Origin of the sequence: Bradyrhizobium sp. 521_C7_N1_3, assembly GCF_052075975.1 — a bacterium.
In the GTDB taxonomy this organism is placed as follows: domain Bacteria; phylum Pseudomonadota; class Alphaproteobacteria; order Rhizobiales; family Xanthobacteraceae; genus Bradyrhizobium; species Bradyrhizobium japonicum.
In genome coordinates this window covers 3805036-3820325 of the sequence record NZ_CP197232.1, presented here as the reverse complement: position 1 = coordinate 3820325, position 15290 = coordinate 3805036, and the positions used below count along the sequence as shown (strand labels likewise).

The 15290-nt window shown below is 64.3% G+C and carries 14 protein-coding genes; 4 read left to right on the top strand and 10 right to left on the bottom strand.

The genetic code is table 11. From position 1 onward, the window contains the following. Positions 1 to 245 precede the first annotated feature (245 nt). The 3 genes from AB7008_RS17705 to AB7008_RS17695 are packed head-to-tail and all read left to right on the top strand — an operon-like array spanning position 246 to position 3700. The gene (locus AB7008_RS17705; protein WP_028159675.1) at positions 246 to 2531 is read left to right on the top strand and encodes a transglycosylase domain-containing protein; all 2286 of its coding nucleotides are present in this window, start codon (positions 246 to 248) and stop codon (positions 2529 to 2531) included. A 9-nt stretch (positions 2532 to 2540) separates the two neighbouring features. Further along, on the top strand, positions 2541 to 3119 hold the full coding sequence (locus AB7008_RS17700; protein ID WP_014496720.1) for a DUF1214 domain-containing protein: 579 nt from the start codon (positions 2541 to 2543) through the stop codon (positions 3117 to 3119). Further along, positions 3116 to 3700, top strand: coding sequence for a DUF1254 domain-containing protein (locus AB7008_RS17695; protein WP_039151041.1), 585 nt, complete (start codon positions 3116 to 3118; stop codon positions 3698 to 3700). Before AB7008_RS17700 ends, AB7008_RS17695 begins: the two co-directional genes overlap by 4 nt. Before the next feature lie 346 nt (positions 3701 to 4046). Here AB7008_RS17695 and AB7008_RS17690 read toward each other — a convergent pair whose 3' ends face one another. Then, positions 4047 to 4739 carry a glutathione S-transferase family protein gene (locus AB7008_RS17690; RefSeq protein WP_304493431.1) on the bottom strand — a complete coding sequence of 231 codons (693 nt, stop codon included), beginning with the start codon at positions 4737 to 4739 and terminating at the stop codon, positions 4047 to 4049. 39 nt (positions 4740 to 4778) lie between these two features. Beyond that, positions 4779 to 5009 (bottom strand): DUF1127 domain-containing protein, encoded by a 231-nt coding sequence (locus AB7008_RS17685; protein ID WP_304493430.1) that lies wholly within the window; start codon positions 5007 to 5009, stop codon positions 4779 to 4781. A 130-nt stretch (positions 5010 to 5139) separates the two neighbouring features. On the opposite strand from AB7008_RS17685, the gene AB7008_RS17680 reads away from it, so the two are divergent. Further along, the gene (locus AB7008_RS17680; protein WP_441259158.1) at positions 5140 to 6078 is read left to right on the top strand and encodes a transcriptional regulator GcvA; all 939 of its coding nucleotides are present in this window, start codon (positions 5140 to 5142) and stop codon (positions 6076 to 6078) included. A gap of 72 nt (positions 6079 to 6150) precedes the next feature. Here AB7008_RS17680 and AB7008_RS17675 read toward each other — a convergent pair whose 3' ends face one another. The 8 genes from AB7008_RS17675 to AB7008_RS17640 form a co-directional block, all read right to left on the bottom strand. Continuing rightward, positions 6151 to 6897 (bottom strand): sulfite exporter TauE/SafE family protein, encoded by a 747-nt coding sequence (locus tag AB7008_RS17675; protein WP_441259157.1) that lies wholly within the window; start codon positions 6895 to 6897, stop codon positions 6151 to 6153. 148 nt (positions 6898 to 7045) lie between these two features. Beyond that, a complete protein-coding gene (locus tag AB7008_RS17670; RefSeq protein ID WP_441259156.1) occupies positions 7046 to 7642 on the bottom strand; it encodes a superoxide dismutase in 597 nt (198 codons plus the stop codon). A 25-nt stretch (positions 7643 to 7667) separates the two neighbouring features. Continuing rightward, positions 7668 to 8564 (bottom strand): DUF1259 domain-containing protein, encoded by an 897-nt coding sequence (locus AB7008_RS17665; RefSeq protein ID WP_028159683.1) that lies wholly within the window; start codon positions 8562 to 8564, stop codon positions 7668 to 7670. Positions 8565 to 9049: 485 nt separating this feature from the next. After that, positions 9050 to 9475 carry a hypothetical protein gene (locus AB7008_RS17660; RefSeq protein ID WP_441259155.1) on the bottom strand — a complete coding sequence of 142 codons (426 nt, stop codon included), beginning with the start codon at positions 9473 to 9475 and terminating at the stop codon, positions 9050 to 9052. A 192-nt stretch (positions 9476 to 9667) separates the two neighbouring features. Further along, positions 9668 to 12838, bottom strand: a complete 3171-nt coding sequence (locus AB7008_RS17655; RefSeq protein ID WP_441259154.1) for an efflux RND transporter permease subunit — start codon at positions 12836 to 12838, stop codon at positions 9668 to 9670. Further along, a complete protein-coding gene (locus AB7008_RS17650) occupies positions 12835 to 14268 on the bottom strand; it encodes an efflux RND transporter periplasmic adaptor subunit (RefSeq protein ID WP_441259153.1) in 1434 nt (477 codons plus the stop codon). The genes AB7008_RS17655 and AB7008_RS17650 overlap by 4 nt, the downstream gene beginning before the upstream one ends. Before the next feature lie 84 nt (positions 14269 to 14352). After that, a complete protein-coding gene (locus AB7008_RS17645; RefSeq protein ID WP_014496735.1) occupies positions 14353 to 14745 on the bottom strand; it encodes a FixH family protein in 393 nt (130 codons plus the stop codon). A 102-nt stretch (positions 14746 to 14847) separates the two neighbouring features. Continuing rightward, positions 14848 to 15213, bottom strand: a complete 366-nt coding sequence (locus AB7008_RS17640; protein ID WP_441261216.1) for a hypothetical protein — start codon at positions 15211 to 15213, stop codon at positions 14848 to 14850. Between the last annotated feature and the right edge of the window lie 77 nt (positions 15214 to 15290).

Genomic DNA, 15290 nt, shown 5'->3' with positions numbered 1-15290 from the left:
GTGCGGCCGGGACGCTGCAAGCAACGCCCAATTGAGGCCCGTAATGAACCGGGGTCAATTAGGCCTGTTGTTCAAAATCGCGAGCCTGACCATTGGTTTATGGGCCCTGCTCGGCTAGAAGGAACAGCAAGTCCCCTCGGACGCGAAACCGGCGCCTTGGGTTTGCCGTAACATTCCCTCAAGACGTCTCGGTGCCGCCCGGCCGGGTGCCTGAACGCTGTCGAACCGAGCCTCAAGGGTTCTAGGTGGTCCAGAACACACCATCCAACTGGAAAAGCCGCGTCCGGAATTTCTTTCTGGATCTCGACGCACGCATCGATTCCTCGCTGTTCTCCTCCGCCAAGGGCATCCGCGAGCTCTACGAGCGCTACTCGACCTTCATGGACCGCTTCTATGTCGGGCGGTGGAAGCGCTGGGTGTTCATCGAGCCGCTGTCGGAGGCCGCGACGCTGGGTCTTGGCGGCATGGTCGTGATGCTCACCCTCGCCATCCCCGCCTTCCGCGAGACCGCGGACGAGGATTGGCTGAAGAAGTCCGACCTGGCGGTGTCCTTCCTCGACCGCTACGGCAACCCGATCGGCAGCCGCGGCATCAAGCACAACGATTCGATCCCGCTGGAAGACTTTCCGGACGTGCTGATCAAGGCGACGCTGGCCACCGAAGACCGGCGCTTCTACGAGCATTTCGGCATCGACATCGCCGGCACCGCGCGTGCGCTCGTCACCAACGCCCAGGCCGGCGGCGTCCGCCAGGGCGGCTCCTCGATCACCCAGCAGCTCGCCAAGAACCTGTTTTTGAGCAACGAGCGCACCATCGAGCGCAAGGTCAACGAAGCCTTCCTCGCGGTCTGGCTGGAATGGCGCCTGACCAAGAACGAGATCCTCAAGCTGTATCTCGACCGCGCCTATATGGGCGGCGGCACTTTCGGCGTCGACGGCGCAGCCCACTTCTACTTCAACAAGTCCGCGCGTGACGTGACGCTGGCGGAAGCCGCGATGCTCGCCGGCCTGTTCAAGGCGCCGACGAAATACGCCCCGCACATCAACCTGCCCGCGGCGCGCGCCCGCGCCAACGTCGTGCTCGACAATCTCGTCGACGCCGGCTTCATGACCGAGGGCCAGGTGTTCGGCGCCCGCCGCAACCCCGCCTTCGCGGTCGATCGCCGCGACGAGGCCTCGCCCAACTACTATCTCGACTACGCCTTCGACGAGATGCGCAAGCTGGTCGACACCTTCCCGAAGTCGTACACCGAGCGCGTCTTCGTGGTGCGCCTCGCGATCGACACCAACGTGCAGAAGGCGGCGGAAGACGCCATCGAGAACCAGCTGCGCCAGTTCGGCCGCGACTATCACGCGACCCAGGCCGCGACCGTCGTCTCCGATCTCGACGGCGGCATCCGCGCCATGGTCGGCGGCCGCGACTATGGTGCGAGCCAGTTCAACCGCGCCACCGACGCCTACCGCCAGCCCGGCTCGTCGTTCAAGCCTTACGTCTACACCACCGCGCTGCTCAACGGCTTCACGCCGAACTCGATCGTGGTCGACGGTCCGGTCTGCATCGGCAATTGGTGTCCGCAGAATTATGGCCATTCCTATTCCGGTTCGGTGACGCTGACGCAGGCGATCACGCGCTCGATCAACGTCGTGCCCGTCAAGCTGTCGATCGCGATCGGCCAGAAGGAGCAGCCGAAGGCGCCGAACCCGGCCAAGCTCGGCCGCGCCAAGATCGTCGAGGTCGCCCGCCGCTTCGGCCTCAAGGCGCCGCTGCCCGACACGCCGTCGCTGCCGATCGGCTCGGACGAAGTCACCGTGCTCGAGCACGCCGTCGCCTACGCCACCTTCCCCAACCGGGGCAAGGCGGTGACGCCGCATTCGGTGCTGGAAGTGCGCACCGGCGCCGGTGATCCGGTCTGGCGCTGGGACCGCGACGGTCCGAAGCCACGGCAGGCGATCCCGGCCTCCGTTGCGGCCGACATGGCCGGCATGATGAGCCACGTCGTCAGCGAAGGCACCGCGCGCCGCGCCGCGCTCGACGGCATTCCGACCGCCGGCAAGACCGGCACGACCAATGCGTATCGCGACGCCTGGTTCGTCGGCTACACCGGCAATTTCACCTGCGCGGTGTGGTACGGCAATGACGACTATTCGCCGACCAACCGCATGACCGGCGGCTCGCTGCCGGCGCAAACCTGGCACGACATCATGGTCGCCGCGCATCAGGGCGTCGAGGTCCGGGAAATCCCCGGCATCGGCATGGGCCAGAAGCTGCCGCCGCAGCCGGTGGCAGCGCAGGCCAATGCGGCACCGAAGGTGCTGGAGACCAAGCCCGGTCCGCCGCCCGTGCTGACCAAGCGCGGCGCCGACGTCCTGGTGCGCGTCGAGAAGCTGCTCGATGACGCCGCCAGGACCGCGACCAAATCAACCAGCAACGACGCCAACGCGGCCAAGCCGGCCTCGTCGACGAGCGCGCTCGCCTTCCCGCAGAACTATGCGGAAGAGAATGCGAATGCATCCGCTCCGCGCAAGAACTGATCGAAACCCGTGCGGCTGATCCTGATCACATTGACGGCCCTTCTGCTCGCGAGCGTGGTCGGCGTCGGCGCGACCTGGATGACGACGACGCGCGGCACCGAGATCGGCGCGCTGACCATCGGCGCCTGGACCGCCCGCCCCCGCACCGGCACCGCCGACGTCGATCCCTATTCGCGCGCCACCATCGTGCGCAACGGCGAGCTGCCGATCGGCACCGGTGACGGCGTCGCCTTCACCGCGACCGCCGACGACAAGAAGAAGGCGCTCGACGGCCGCTGCGACGTCGTCGTCTCCGGCGTGACGCCGCCGGCGCGGTTCTGGACGCTGACGCTGTACGACCGCAAGGGCCACCTCGTCGCCAATTCGCTGCAGCGCTACGGCTTCACCAGCCAGGAGATCGTGCGGCAGTCCGACGGGACGTTCGAGATCCGCATCGCCTCGCGCTCGCGCGCCGGCAACTGGCTGCCGACCGGCGGCATCGAGCGCTACGCGCTGATGCTGCGCCTCTACGATACCCCTGTCGGCGTTGCGACGCGCACCCAGCGCGATGCGCCGATGCCCACGATCAAGACGGTGGGCTGCTCATGATCCGCCTGATGTTCACCATCGTCGCGGGCGTGGTGCTGGGCCTCGTGGTCCATCTCGTCAGCGTGTTGGCGCTGCCGCGGATCGCGACACAGGACGCCTATTCGCGGCTGACGCCGATGACGAAGCTCAACGCCGTGACGCAGCTTCCGCTTGCCGATCCCAACAATTCGCCGATGCCGTTCATGGACCCGGCCTTCGCGATCGCGATCTGCCGCTACGACCTCACGGGCGGGCCGCTCAAGCTGACGGTGCCGGTGAGCCAGGCCTACACCTCGGTGTCGTTCTACACCCGCAACGAGATCGCCTATTACGCCATCAACGACCGCTCCGCCGGCAAGAAGGTGATCGAGCTCGACCTCATGACCGAGCCGCAGCACAACGAGCTGCCCGAGGACGAAGAGATCACCGCGGCCGACCGCTTGATCATCGATTCCCCCAGCACCACCGGCCTGATCGTGATGAAGGCGCTCGCCGCCGAGCCCGGCCTGATGCAGCAGGCGCAAAGCTCGCTTCAGGCTGCGACCTGCGCGCCGCAGACCGAGCCGCCAGCCAAAGCCGAAGCGCCGCGCGGACGGCGTTGAGCGCGAGCTGTTTCGGCACGCTCAAAACAAAAACATGAAAAACAACCCCATGCACAGTAGCGGGGGCATTGAAACTGCTAGCTAATTTGAACGACCGATCAGCAGCAGCGCGACCTCAGCGGCGAGACCATTTTGGCCGCCTTTGACACGTCGGGCAAAACACTGGCATGATGGCAACATCGAAAGTTCGTAACACCCGCGGCGGAGCAATCCGCCGCGTTTTTTCATGTCGCACAGGTTGCCGTGATCTAAGGATCACCGTCGTCCCCCGCCGCTCGAAAACGCAATCCACTGCGTCGGGTAGCTGGCGGAAAGTCCCTGCCCTCAGTGTCAGTCCAAGTCTGGATCAATATCTCGGGCGGTGCGACTTCGCCCACTCGCGAGCATGTGCAATGGGCTCGCGCGGCGGCAGGATCGCGCGCAGCTTCTGCGTCGTCGGCAGGCTCTCCATGCGCTCCCGCCATCGACAGAAGGCCGGAAATTTCGGGTACATGGCCTTGCCTTCCTCCGTCAGGCTGAACGCAAAGGTGCTTGGCAAAAGATAGAAATCCGCGATCGAGAGTTCTGAGCCGAGGAAGTAGTCCCGACCATCGGCGAGCTCGCGCTCGATGGTCACGAGTGCGTTCTCGACCTTGGGCAGTGCGTGCGCCACCACCTTCTCGTCGGATACAATCCCGAGCTCGGGAAACACCAGCCGTTCGTGGGTCACATGGTGGATCATGTAGGGATAGACGTAGGAATCGACGACACCGATCCATTGATTCATGCGAGCCCGCGCATGCGGGTTCCGCGGCGTCAGCCGTGCGCCCGCGAACACCTCGTCGATGTAGCCGACGATGGCGCGCGTCTCGTAGACGGTGAAGTCGCCGTGCCGGAAGATCGGAACGCGGTTGAACGGATGGAGCGCGAGATGCTCGCTCCTGCCCATCACGGGCTCGAGGTCCTCGAAGCGGTAGGCCACGTCCTTGTGGGTGAGGACAAGCCGCACGATGTTGACGAACGTGCTGCGGGGAAAGCCGTAAACGATGGTCTCGGACATGTGTTCTTCTCCCGGTTGACTTGCGGCCGCTGAGCTCGATCAGCGCCAGAACGGCTTGTTGGCCTGCTCCAAAGCCTCCTCCCGGGTGAGCCCGAGATCGGCAAGGAGATGAGGGTCGTCGGCAATCGCGCGGAGATCAGCGCGCTGGTGCGCCCGCTCGCTGCCGGCGAACCATCTGTCGATCATCGTTGGCCATGAATTTTGCTTATGACCCACGACCGTCGTGCTGTCCCGAACTCTCGCCAAAAAGCCCCGATCGGCAAAAGACATTGACATTTGTTGGCTCCAGATCGCATGATTTCGCGTCGTTGCCGCCTGCATAAGGCCGCTAGGGCGAAGGCCGCAAAGCATCCTTTCTCGGGCCTGCCCTAGATTTTCTCATGATCTACCCGGACTCGCGATGCGCCCGCGTTTGCCGCCATTAAACGCACTGAAGGCTTTCGAAGCCGCAGCCCGCCACGAGAGCTTCACGCGGGCGGCCGAAGAGCTGTGCGTCACGCAAGGTGCGGTGAGCCATCAGGTCAAGGCGTTGGAAACGGAGTTCGCCATCAAGCTGTTCAGCCGCGAGCGCCAGCGCCTGATCATCACGGAAGCGGGCCGCGACTATCTCGCGGTGATACGCGATGCGCTGGACCGAATTGCCGCGGGTACGGAGCGGCTGTTGCAGCGACAGAACGCAGGCGTGCTCACGGTCAGCACGTCCCCGGATTTTGCCGCCAAATGGCTGGTGCATCGCCTCGGCCATTTCGCGGAAGCGCATTCGGGAATCGATCTCCGCGTCTCGGCAACGATGCATCACGTCGATTTTGCGCGTGAGGAGGTCGATCTTGCGGTCCGCCATGGCGATGGAAACTGGCCGGGCCTCGATGCCACAAGGCTCTGCACGGAACGGCTCTTCGCCGTGTGCAGTCCCAAGCTGCTGTCAGGACGCCGCCGGATCGGCGGGGTCGCGGATATCCTGAGATTTCCCCTGATCCACCTCGACAGCAGATCCGACTGGGCCGATTGGCTACGTGGCGTCGGCATTGACGACGCCAATGTCACACATGGCCCGGTGCTCAATCGCGCCAGCATGGTCATCGATGCTGCGATCAACGGCCAGGGCATCGCCCTGGCCCGCACGACATTAGGGGCCTGGGACCTGATCAATGGACGGCTGGCGCTGCCCTTCCCGGAGTCGGTGCCATTGTCGAAGAGCTATTGGATCGTCTGCCCCAAGGCGACCGCGTCACTTCCGAAGATTGCGACATTTCGTGACTGGCTGCTCGCGGAGGCCGCGAGCGACCTGCGCCTGCTTAAATCCTTCACCGGGACTTCAAAGGCAGCGAAGCGGCGATAAGGCCCTCGTTTCCGGCGATTTTCTCCGCGCGGAGCAATCCGCCGCGGGTTTTTCATATTGAGGCGACCGACATCATCGGAGAGCGAGTTGCACCACTGACGCCACCAGTGACAATCCCGCGAGCAGCAAGAGGGCCAACACCGTGTTGCGGAAGGTCTCGTCGTTGATCTTGCCGAAAAGTTTGAAGCCGGACCAAAGGCCCGCGACCATGAAGGGAACGCCCAATGCGTATAGCGTCAGCGTTTCCTTGGTAATGGTACCGGCTACGGCCTGAGAGCTCGAGATGACAACGAATGCCACGAACAGCACTGGCTGAAACACCGCGCGCTGCACGTCCTTGGGCCAGCCGCGCCATTGGCAGGAAATCGTCGAGATCACACCGCCGAGCCCCGTCAGGCCGCCGAGCAAGCCGTTGGAGACGCCAATGGCGATATCGGCCCCGACTCCGATCTTCACCGGAGCGAATACGGGTTTCGTCAGGCCATAGACTGCGTAGAGCACCAGCAGGACCCCCACACCAAATCGGAGGTAGCTGGGGTTCAGGTAAGCGAGAATGCTGACGCCGATCGGGATGCCGATGACGGTTCCGAGCGCGAGCGGCCAGGCCTTCCGAAGGTCAAGGACATGTCGCAGCTTGAAGATGCCGTAGCCCTGCGTGAGCAAGCCGTAGCCTGCGATCAAGGTAGCGGTCTGCATCGGCGTGATGATGTGCAGCCATATGCCCGACACCACGAGACCCATGGCGAATCCGGAAAAGCCGCTGACGAAGCCGCCAGCGAGCGCGGCAAGTGCGAAGAGAGCGAAGACAGGTACCTCCATGGATCGTCTCCCCAAGAACAATGCAGGCGAGCACTTGGATGGATATCCATCTGATGGGGAGGTCGCGGGTCCCCGCAGTCGATCACTCGTTTGGCAATACTTCGACGTCCTATCCCCCATCGCCTCGAAATGCGGGCTCCCGCCTCTTTCAGGATTCCCCGGCGTATCGATCGTACAATTTGGCGGCGTTCTCCCAGCGAATGGCCTCCATGTAGACGTCGACATAGCGGGCTGCGGCAGCGCCGAAATCCATGTGATAGGCGTGCTCATACATGTCGAGCACCAGCACCGGCCGACCGCCGGCGAGCGTTGTGGTATGATCTGCGGCCCATTGGTTAATGAGCCGCCCGTCACGGGGTGAATAGGCAAGGATCACCCAACCCGAGCCGCCGCCTTCGGCCTTGCCCATGGCCGCGAATTCCGTCCGCCAGCGCTCGATGCTGCCGAAGTCGCGCGCAATCGCATCTGCGAGAGCGCCGCTCGGCCTGTCGGCGCCACCAAGACCGTCGAAGTAGATCTCGTGCAGGATCATCGAGTTCGCTGCGATCAACTCCTCGCGCTTCAGGCCGTTGATGAGAAAGTTCGGCGCCTTGGCGAAATCGAGCTCTGCGAGCTGCGCGCCAATCGCGTTGAGCCGCTTCACGGCTCCGCCGTAGTTGTTCTCGTAGTGGCTGACGAGCACCTTCTCAGAGATTCCGCTGATCGATTTCGGATCGAACGGCATCGGCTTGGCTTCGTAACGCATCGGGTTTCTCCTTCTAATCCTTGGCTCAACTTTTCGTGCTGGCAGTCTTGTCCAAGGCCGCGCGCAAGCCTTCGGCGAGCTTGACGGCATCGTCGTTCGCCCAGAAGTGCATGAAGAAAAGCCGCGGCTGCTCATCCAGCATGTGGCTATGCAGCGCGGTCACCTCGATGCCGTGCGTGCGCAGCGCCAGAATGACAGGGTTCACTTCGTCGCCCGTCAGCACGAAGTCGCCCGTGATGGCCGCCTTCCCCCCCCCGGTCGGCTGGAAGTTGATACCGATCGCAACGCCCATTGGAGCCACGGGGATCAATGGCATGCCGTCCTGCGTAATCGGATCACGTCGCTTCACGTTGAATTGGTAGACCCCACCGTTGGCCTGGCCCTTGACGCCGATGATCTGGTCGAGCTTCGCGGTGTCGAGGTCCACGGCCGGCGGCGGGCTCGCCGGCGCTGCGACGGTCAATGGAGTCTTGCTTTCGGCAAGTGCATCGTGGATCGCAGCGGCGAGCTTGACCGGGTCGCCATGCCCAGCAACATGCATGTAGAACGTCGCCGGACTCGCGCGCAGCAGATGATTGTGGATGGCGGTGATCTCGAGCCCGTTCGCGATCATCTTCGCCATCACGGGATTGATCTCGGTTTCGAGCAGCACGAGGTCGCCCATGACCATGGCGCCGCCGTGCGCAGGCTTGAACGCAACCCAGCCGCCGAGCGCCAGCGCCGGCTTGATCGTTACCCCGTCCAACGTCACGGAGAGATCGCTGCGGGGAAAGCCGTAGCGGTGGACGTCGTCCGAGACGGCGGGCTTGCGGCCCAACGTCTCGTCAACCTTCTGCCAGTCGACGTTCTGCGCTTGAGCCGCCGAGACCGAGCCAACGAGGCAGGCGCCGAGACCGATGAACGCGAAGAGTGTGTTTCTCATTGATGTGCTCCTAAGTTTTGAAGCAGCTGCGGCTGATCACGCCCCGAGATCGATCGCATCGGCCCATCAAGCGGGAGGCCCAATCCTGGACGTCGCGCGAGCGCCGCACGGCGCCGGGAATCAGGTGAGGGTCGGCTGAGACGACCTCGTCAATGCGCGCATCGACAAGCACCGGCGCATTCGCCGTGCCGATCGGTCCAGATAGCCTGCCGGAAGAAATGGAGATGTATGATGCTGACATGCTGCGCCCTTGGTGATTAAGGACGCGATACTTGGGCATGTCGCCTCACGGGGAGATCGCACATCCCCGTAGCCGCGAATTAAAGCCCAGATGGCCGAACTGTCAACCTGCTCATGTCCGGGAACGCAGAGATCATCGGAGGCACGTCATGAGGATTTCGCCGATCGAATGGAACGAAGTCGATTGCACGACAACTTGCCTTTAGCGAACGCGAGCCGGGTTCCAATCGGGTCCGGATCGTTCCCTAGCGCTCCTCGGACGGATGCACCCATTTGTACGGCGTGATGCTTTGGGTGGCGGTCAGCTTGATCATGTGGACGGGCGGTGCGGAACGCCCCTTTCGGCATGATCGGCACTTGAGCGACGCTTCCAGCTTCCAGATCGGCGTATCGCGCGGGCGGCGGATCGCATCGAGCGGCAGGCTCGCGCGCGCCTTGCACCTGTTGCACTCGACCTCGAGCCAGCTCATGCCGCCGTTGAGGCATTGCGCGATTGTCGGAGACGGCTGCGAGGGACCGCCGTAACCTTCCATGCGGACCGACCAGGCCTCGGCCTCAGCCCGATCGGCCTCACGGACCGCCTTCCTGGCCTCTTCGCGGGCGTGCCTGGCGGAAATCTCCGCCCCCATGATCCGGCTGCCCCAGATGACTTCCCGCGATTTGGTGCCCATGCCGCCACCAAAGCTGCGCCCGACAGCTTTGGCAAATTATCGATCGCTAGTGGGTCGGATCCGCAATTCGATACTGCGTGTCGTGGGTGTGGAAAACTGACGTTGCAGTTCCCAAGGCGATGCACCCAATCCGCCGCGGGTTTTTTCACGCCGGAGCGGCGGTCGCCATGAAGACGACCTCCGCTGCCCGGCCTATTCGGCGGCTTGCGAAACGCGCCCGGTCCATTCATCGGCAGCAGCCGATCGCTCGCCCGATGGAAGCCCCCGTCCCTTCACCAAGCCGAAAATTGCGGGGATCACGACCAGCGTCAGCAGTGTCGATGACGTCATGCCGCCGATCATGGGCACCGCAATGCGCTGCATGATCTCCGATCCGGCCCCGGTGCTCCACATGATCGGCAGCAGACCGGCCATGATGGCAACCACCGTCATCATCTTGGGCCGCACGCGCTCGACCGCGCCCACCATGATGGCGTCGTGGAGATCCCGGCGCGTCAGTGGCCTCCCCTCGGCGCTGCACCTGGCCTTCACCTCGGCCAGCGCGTGATCGAGGTAGATCAGCATGACGACACCCGTCTCGGCGGCGACGCCTGCCAGCGCGATGAAGCCGACCGCGACGGCAACGGACAGGTTGAAGCCGAGCCACCACATCATCCAGATGCCGCCGACCAGCGCGAACGGCAGCGACAGCATCACGATCAGGGCCTCGGTCATCGCCCGGAAGTTCAGATACAGCAGCAGGAAGATGATCGTGAGCGTCACGGGCACCACGATCTTCAGCCGGGCGGCTGCGCGCTGCAGATATTCGTACTGGCCGCTCCAGACCACGTAATACCCGGCGGGAAACCGGATGCTCTCCGTCACGGCGCGTTGTGCATCAGCGACGTAGCTTCCGATGTCGCGATCCCTGATGTCGACGTAGATGTAGGTCGCAAGCTGGCCGTTCTCCGTCCGGATCGACGTCGGCCCGCGCGCGGGTTCGACCTTCGCCACCTCGCCGAGCGGCACGGCGCCGCCCGACGGCATCGGCACCAGGATGTCGCTGGCGATGGCCTTGGGATTGTCTCTGAGGTCGCGCGGATAGCGCATGTTCACTGTGAACCGCTGCCGGCCCTCCACGGTCGTCGAGACCGTCTGACCGCCGAGCGCGGCCGCGATGGTGTCCTGGACGTCCTGGATCAGGATGCCGTAACGGGCGAGCGCCTCACGGTCGGGAACGATCTCGAGATAATAGCCGCCGATGCCGCGCTCGGCGTAGGCCGACGACGTGCCGGGCACGGTCTTGATGACGCGCTCGATCTGCTTCGCGAGCCGGTCGATCTCGGCGAGGTCCGTGCCCATGACCTTGACGCCGACCGGCGTGCGGATTCCGGTGGAGAGCATGTCGATGCGCGCCTTGATCGGCATGGTCCAGGCATTGGAGACGCCCGGAAACTGCAACGCCTTGTCCATCTCGGCGATGAGACTGTCGACGGTAACGCCGGAACGCCACTGCTCCCTAGGCTTCAGGTTGACGACCGTCTCAAACATCTCGGTCGGGGCGGGATCGGTCGCAGTGGCGGCTCGTCCCGCCTTGCCGTAGACCGAAGCGACCTCCGGGAACGACTTGATGATGCGGTCCTGCATCTGCATCAGCTCGGCCGCCTTGGTGACCGAAATGCCGGGCAGCGTCGTTGGCATGTAGAGCAGCGTTCCCTCGTTCAGCGCCGGCATGAACTCGGTGCCGAGCTGGCGCGCCGGCCAGATCGTCACCGCAAGCACGACGAGCGAAGCCAGGATGACCAGCGTCTTGGCGCGCAGAACCCCCTTGATCACGGGACGGTAGACCCAGATCAGGACGCGATTGATGACGTTCCTGCTCTCCGGCACGATCCTGCCGCGGACGAAGATCACCATCAGCGCCGGCACCAGGGTGACGGACAGCAAGGCCGCGGCGGCCATCGAGAAGGTCTTCGTGAACGCCAGCGGGCTGAACAATCGGCCCTCCTGCGATTCCAGCGTGAAGATCGGCATGAACGACACGGTGATGATCAGCAGGCTGAAGAAGAGCGCGGGGCCGACCTCGGATGCCGCGTCGATCAGAACCTGCACGCGCGACTGATCGGGCCTTGCCCGTTCGAGATGCTTGTGCGCGTTCTCGATCATGACGATGGCGGCGTCCACCATGGCGCCGATGGCAATCGCGATGCCGCCGAGGCTCATGATGTTCGATCCCAGCCCGAGCAGCTTCATGGCGCCAAACGCCATCAACACGCCGACCGGCAACATCAGGATCGCGACGAGTGCGCTGCGGACATGCAGCAGGAAAACGATGCAGACGAGCCCGACGACGATGCTCTCCTCGAACAGCGTGTGCTTGAGGGTATCGATGGCCGCGTAGATCAGGTTCGACCGGTCGTAGACCGGCACGATCTCGACTGATTTCGGCAGGCTGCTCGCGATCTCCCCGAAGCGCTTCTTGACGTTTTCGATGACGTCGAGGGCGTTGACGCCGAACCGCTGCAGCACGATGCCGCTCGCGACCTCGCCCTCACCGTTCAATTCGGCGATGCCACGCCGCTCGTCGGGCCCGAGCTCGACGCTGGCGACATCCCGCAGCAGCACCGGGGTGCCGTTGCTCGTCTTCAGCACGATGTTGCCGAGATCGTTGATGCTCTTGATGTAGCCCTTGCCGCGGATGACGTATTCGAACTCGGAGAGCTCGACGGTGCGGCCGCCGACGTCGGCGTTGCTGGCGCGGATCGCCTCACGTATTTTCTGCATGCTGATGCCGCGGTCGCGCATCCGCTGCGGGTCGAGGACCACGTTGTACTGCTTGACGAAGCCGCCGACGCTGGCGACCTCGGCGACGCCTTCGGCCTTGGCCAGCGCGAACTTCAGATTCCAGTCCTGGATCGTGCGCGTGTCCGCCAAGTTCAATTCCTTCGATATGACGGCGTATTGGTAGACCCAGCCGACGCCGGTCGCGTCGGGCCCGATGGTCGGGGTGACGCCGGCGGGAAGCCTCGACGCCGCGCCGTTCAGGAATTCCATGACGCGCGACCGTGCCCAATAGATGTCGGTGCCGTCCTCGAAGATCACATAGACGAAGGAGACGCCGAAGAACGAGAAGCCGCGGACGACCTTCGATTTCGGCACGGTGAGCATCGCCGTCGTCAGCGGATAGGTGACCTGATCCTCGATCACCTGCGGCGCCTGGCCGGGATACTCGGTGTAGACGATGACCTGCGTATCCGAGAGATCCGGGATCGCATCCAGCGGAAGGTGAACCAGGGCATAGAGGCCGGCGGCGGCTGCGAAGCCGGTCCCGAACAGCACGAGCAGCAGATTGCGCGCCGACCAGGCGATGATGCGGGCGATCATTTGTGATCTCCCGTTGCATCGCCAGGGCCGGCGTCGGTGGCCTGGGACGCCGCCTCACCAAAACCCTTCAGCGCCGCCTTCAGGTTGCTTTCCGCATCGATCAGGAAGTTGGCGGAGGTCACCACCGCCTCGCCGTCCGCGAGACCATGGCGCACCTCGACATAGCCGCCGCCGCGACGGCCGAGCTTGACTTCCCGCGGCTCGAAGCGCCCTTCCCCCTTGTCGACGAGGACGGCCTGCCGGCTGCCGGTATCGAGCACCGCGCTGTCCGGTATCGCCAGGACGGGCGCGGCATCGGCCGTGTCGATGTCCGCATCGACGTACATGTCCGGCAGCAGCACCGCGTCCGGATTGGCAAGCTCGATCCTGACGCGAACGGTTCGGGTGTCGCGGTTCACCTGCGGATAGACGACGGCGATTGTCCCGGTGAAGCTTCGGCCGGGGAAACTGCGCGCGCGCACCGCGACCGACTGCCCCACCGCGATGTTGCCGAGATCGCGCTCGGCCACGTCGACCAGCGCCCAGACGACCGAGGTGTCCGCGATCCGGAACAGCACGTCGCCGGGATTGGCCCGCATGCCTTCGATCGCGTTGCGTTCGAGCACGACCCCGTCGCGCGGCGCGGACCAGCGTATGGCCACGGGCGCCGTGTGCGTCTTGTCCATCTCCGCGATGACGGACTCGGGAACGTCGAGATTGACCAGCCGCTGTCGCGAGCCGCGGCCGTACATCTCGACACCGCCGACCGTCTTGGAGGTGATCGTCGCGAGATATTCCGCCGCCGCAGACGCCACCGCCGAACTGTAGATTTCCATCAGCGGCTGACCGGCCTTCACGCGCGTGCCGGTCGTCACGTCGGCGACCTTCTGCACGAAGCTTTCGGCGCGCATCGCGATCACCGACACGCGGCGTTCATCGAGCTGGATCGTGCCGGGCGCCTTCACCGAGACCCGGATCGAGCGTCGCGCGACGGGCTCGGACTTCACGCCCGCGCGCTGGATCTTGCCGGGCGACAGCTTCACCGTGCCGTCGTCGGCGTCGTCGCCTTCGTAAACGGCGACATAGTCCATCCCCATCGGATCCTTCTTCGGGACGGACGAGGTATCTGGCAGCCCCATGGGATTGCGGTAGTAGAGGATTTTTCGCGGCGAAGCCGCCTGCGCCTTCGGCGGCGCCGGCGCGACGGCCGCTCCATCGTCGTCGTAGACCGGCAGATAGTCCCGCCCGCGGTCGTCCTTCTTCGGAGCCGCAGACCAGAGCGGCGCACCGCTTGGATCGCGGTAGTAGAGCGGCGTTCGCTCCGCGGCAGCCGCAGCCGATGATATGCCGGCCTCAGCGAGCCAGCCCGCACCGTTCGAATGCCAGTAGTAACCGGCCAGGACCAGGCCGCCGCCCAGCGCAAGTGCCGTCAGGAGACGCAGCGTTTTCATGTCGTGTATCCGCGCGCCCGGGAGCGCGCGTCCGTGTGAAGGAAAAAGGGGAATGTCGGGCGCCGCCGGGCAGCGCCCGAACGCTCACTTGACCGCCGTGACGATCACCTTGCCGGTGACGGTCTCCGGTTCGCCCTGCACCTTCACGGACAGCGTCATCTGGTAGCGTCCAGCCATCGGCAGGTCCGTCTTGAAGGCGTACACACCCGGTTCCCTGGACGGCAGCGGCGCGACCGCCGATTCCATCTCCGCCATCCCGTCCGGGGCCATGTCGAGCCGCGTCTTGAAGATGACCGCGTCCGGTATCGGCTTGCCGGTCTGCTTGTTCGTCAGGCGAACGGCGAGCGTGACGTCTTCGCCCTTCTTCATCTGCGGCGTGACGGGCTCGAAGGCGTAGTCGCCCGCGCCCGCCATCGCGGCGGAAGCGGCAAGCGAAAGGGTGGCGGCGAGAGCCGCGGTGCTGATTTTGGAAAGCATTGTCCTGTCCTCATGAATTGATCTTTCGCCGTGGCGCGTGAAGCGCGCACGTCAGTCGTCGTCGCGAGCAGGCATGCCGCTCGCGTCTCGGGCTTTGCGAGATCAGATTCGAGGAGGTCGGAAAGGAGGACTGCCGCCGCGGAAGGAAACGACCTGATCCGGGGGAATAGCCATCGTGCTGGCCACGACGGCGAGACGCTCGAACGCCACGGGCCTGACATCACCGAGCGCGATGATCCCGCCAACGCAGCAGAAGCCCATACCGCACTTGTAGTCGCCGATATGGGAGCCCGTTCCCTTCATGTCGGGACAACAATCGTCCATCGACATGTCGGCGTCACCGCTCATGTGCATGGCCGTCTGCATGCCATCCGACGACATTGCGAGGTTCGCCGCGGACGCGCCAACCGGCAGCATCGCCAGGGAGATGGCGATGGCGACTGCCAGGATGGTACGGACGAACTGCAGCAATATCGACTTACCTTGTCAGGCGGGAACTCGGTCTCAGTAGCATATTCGGACACCAAAGGCAGTCATTGATCGTG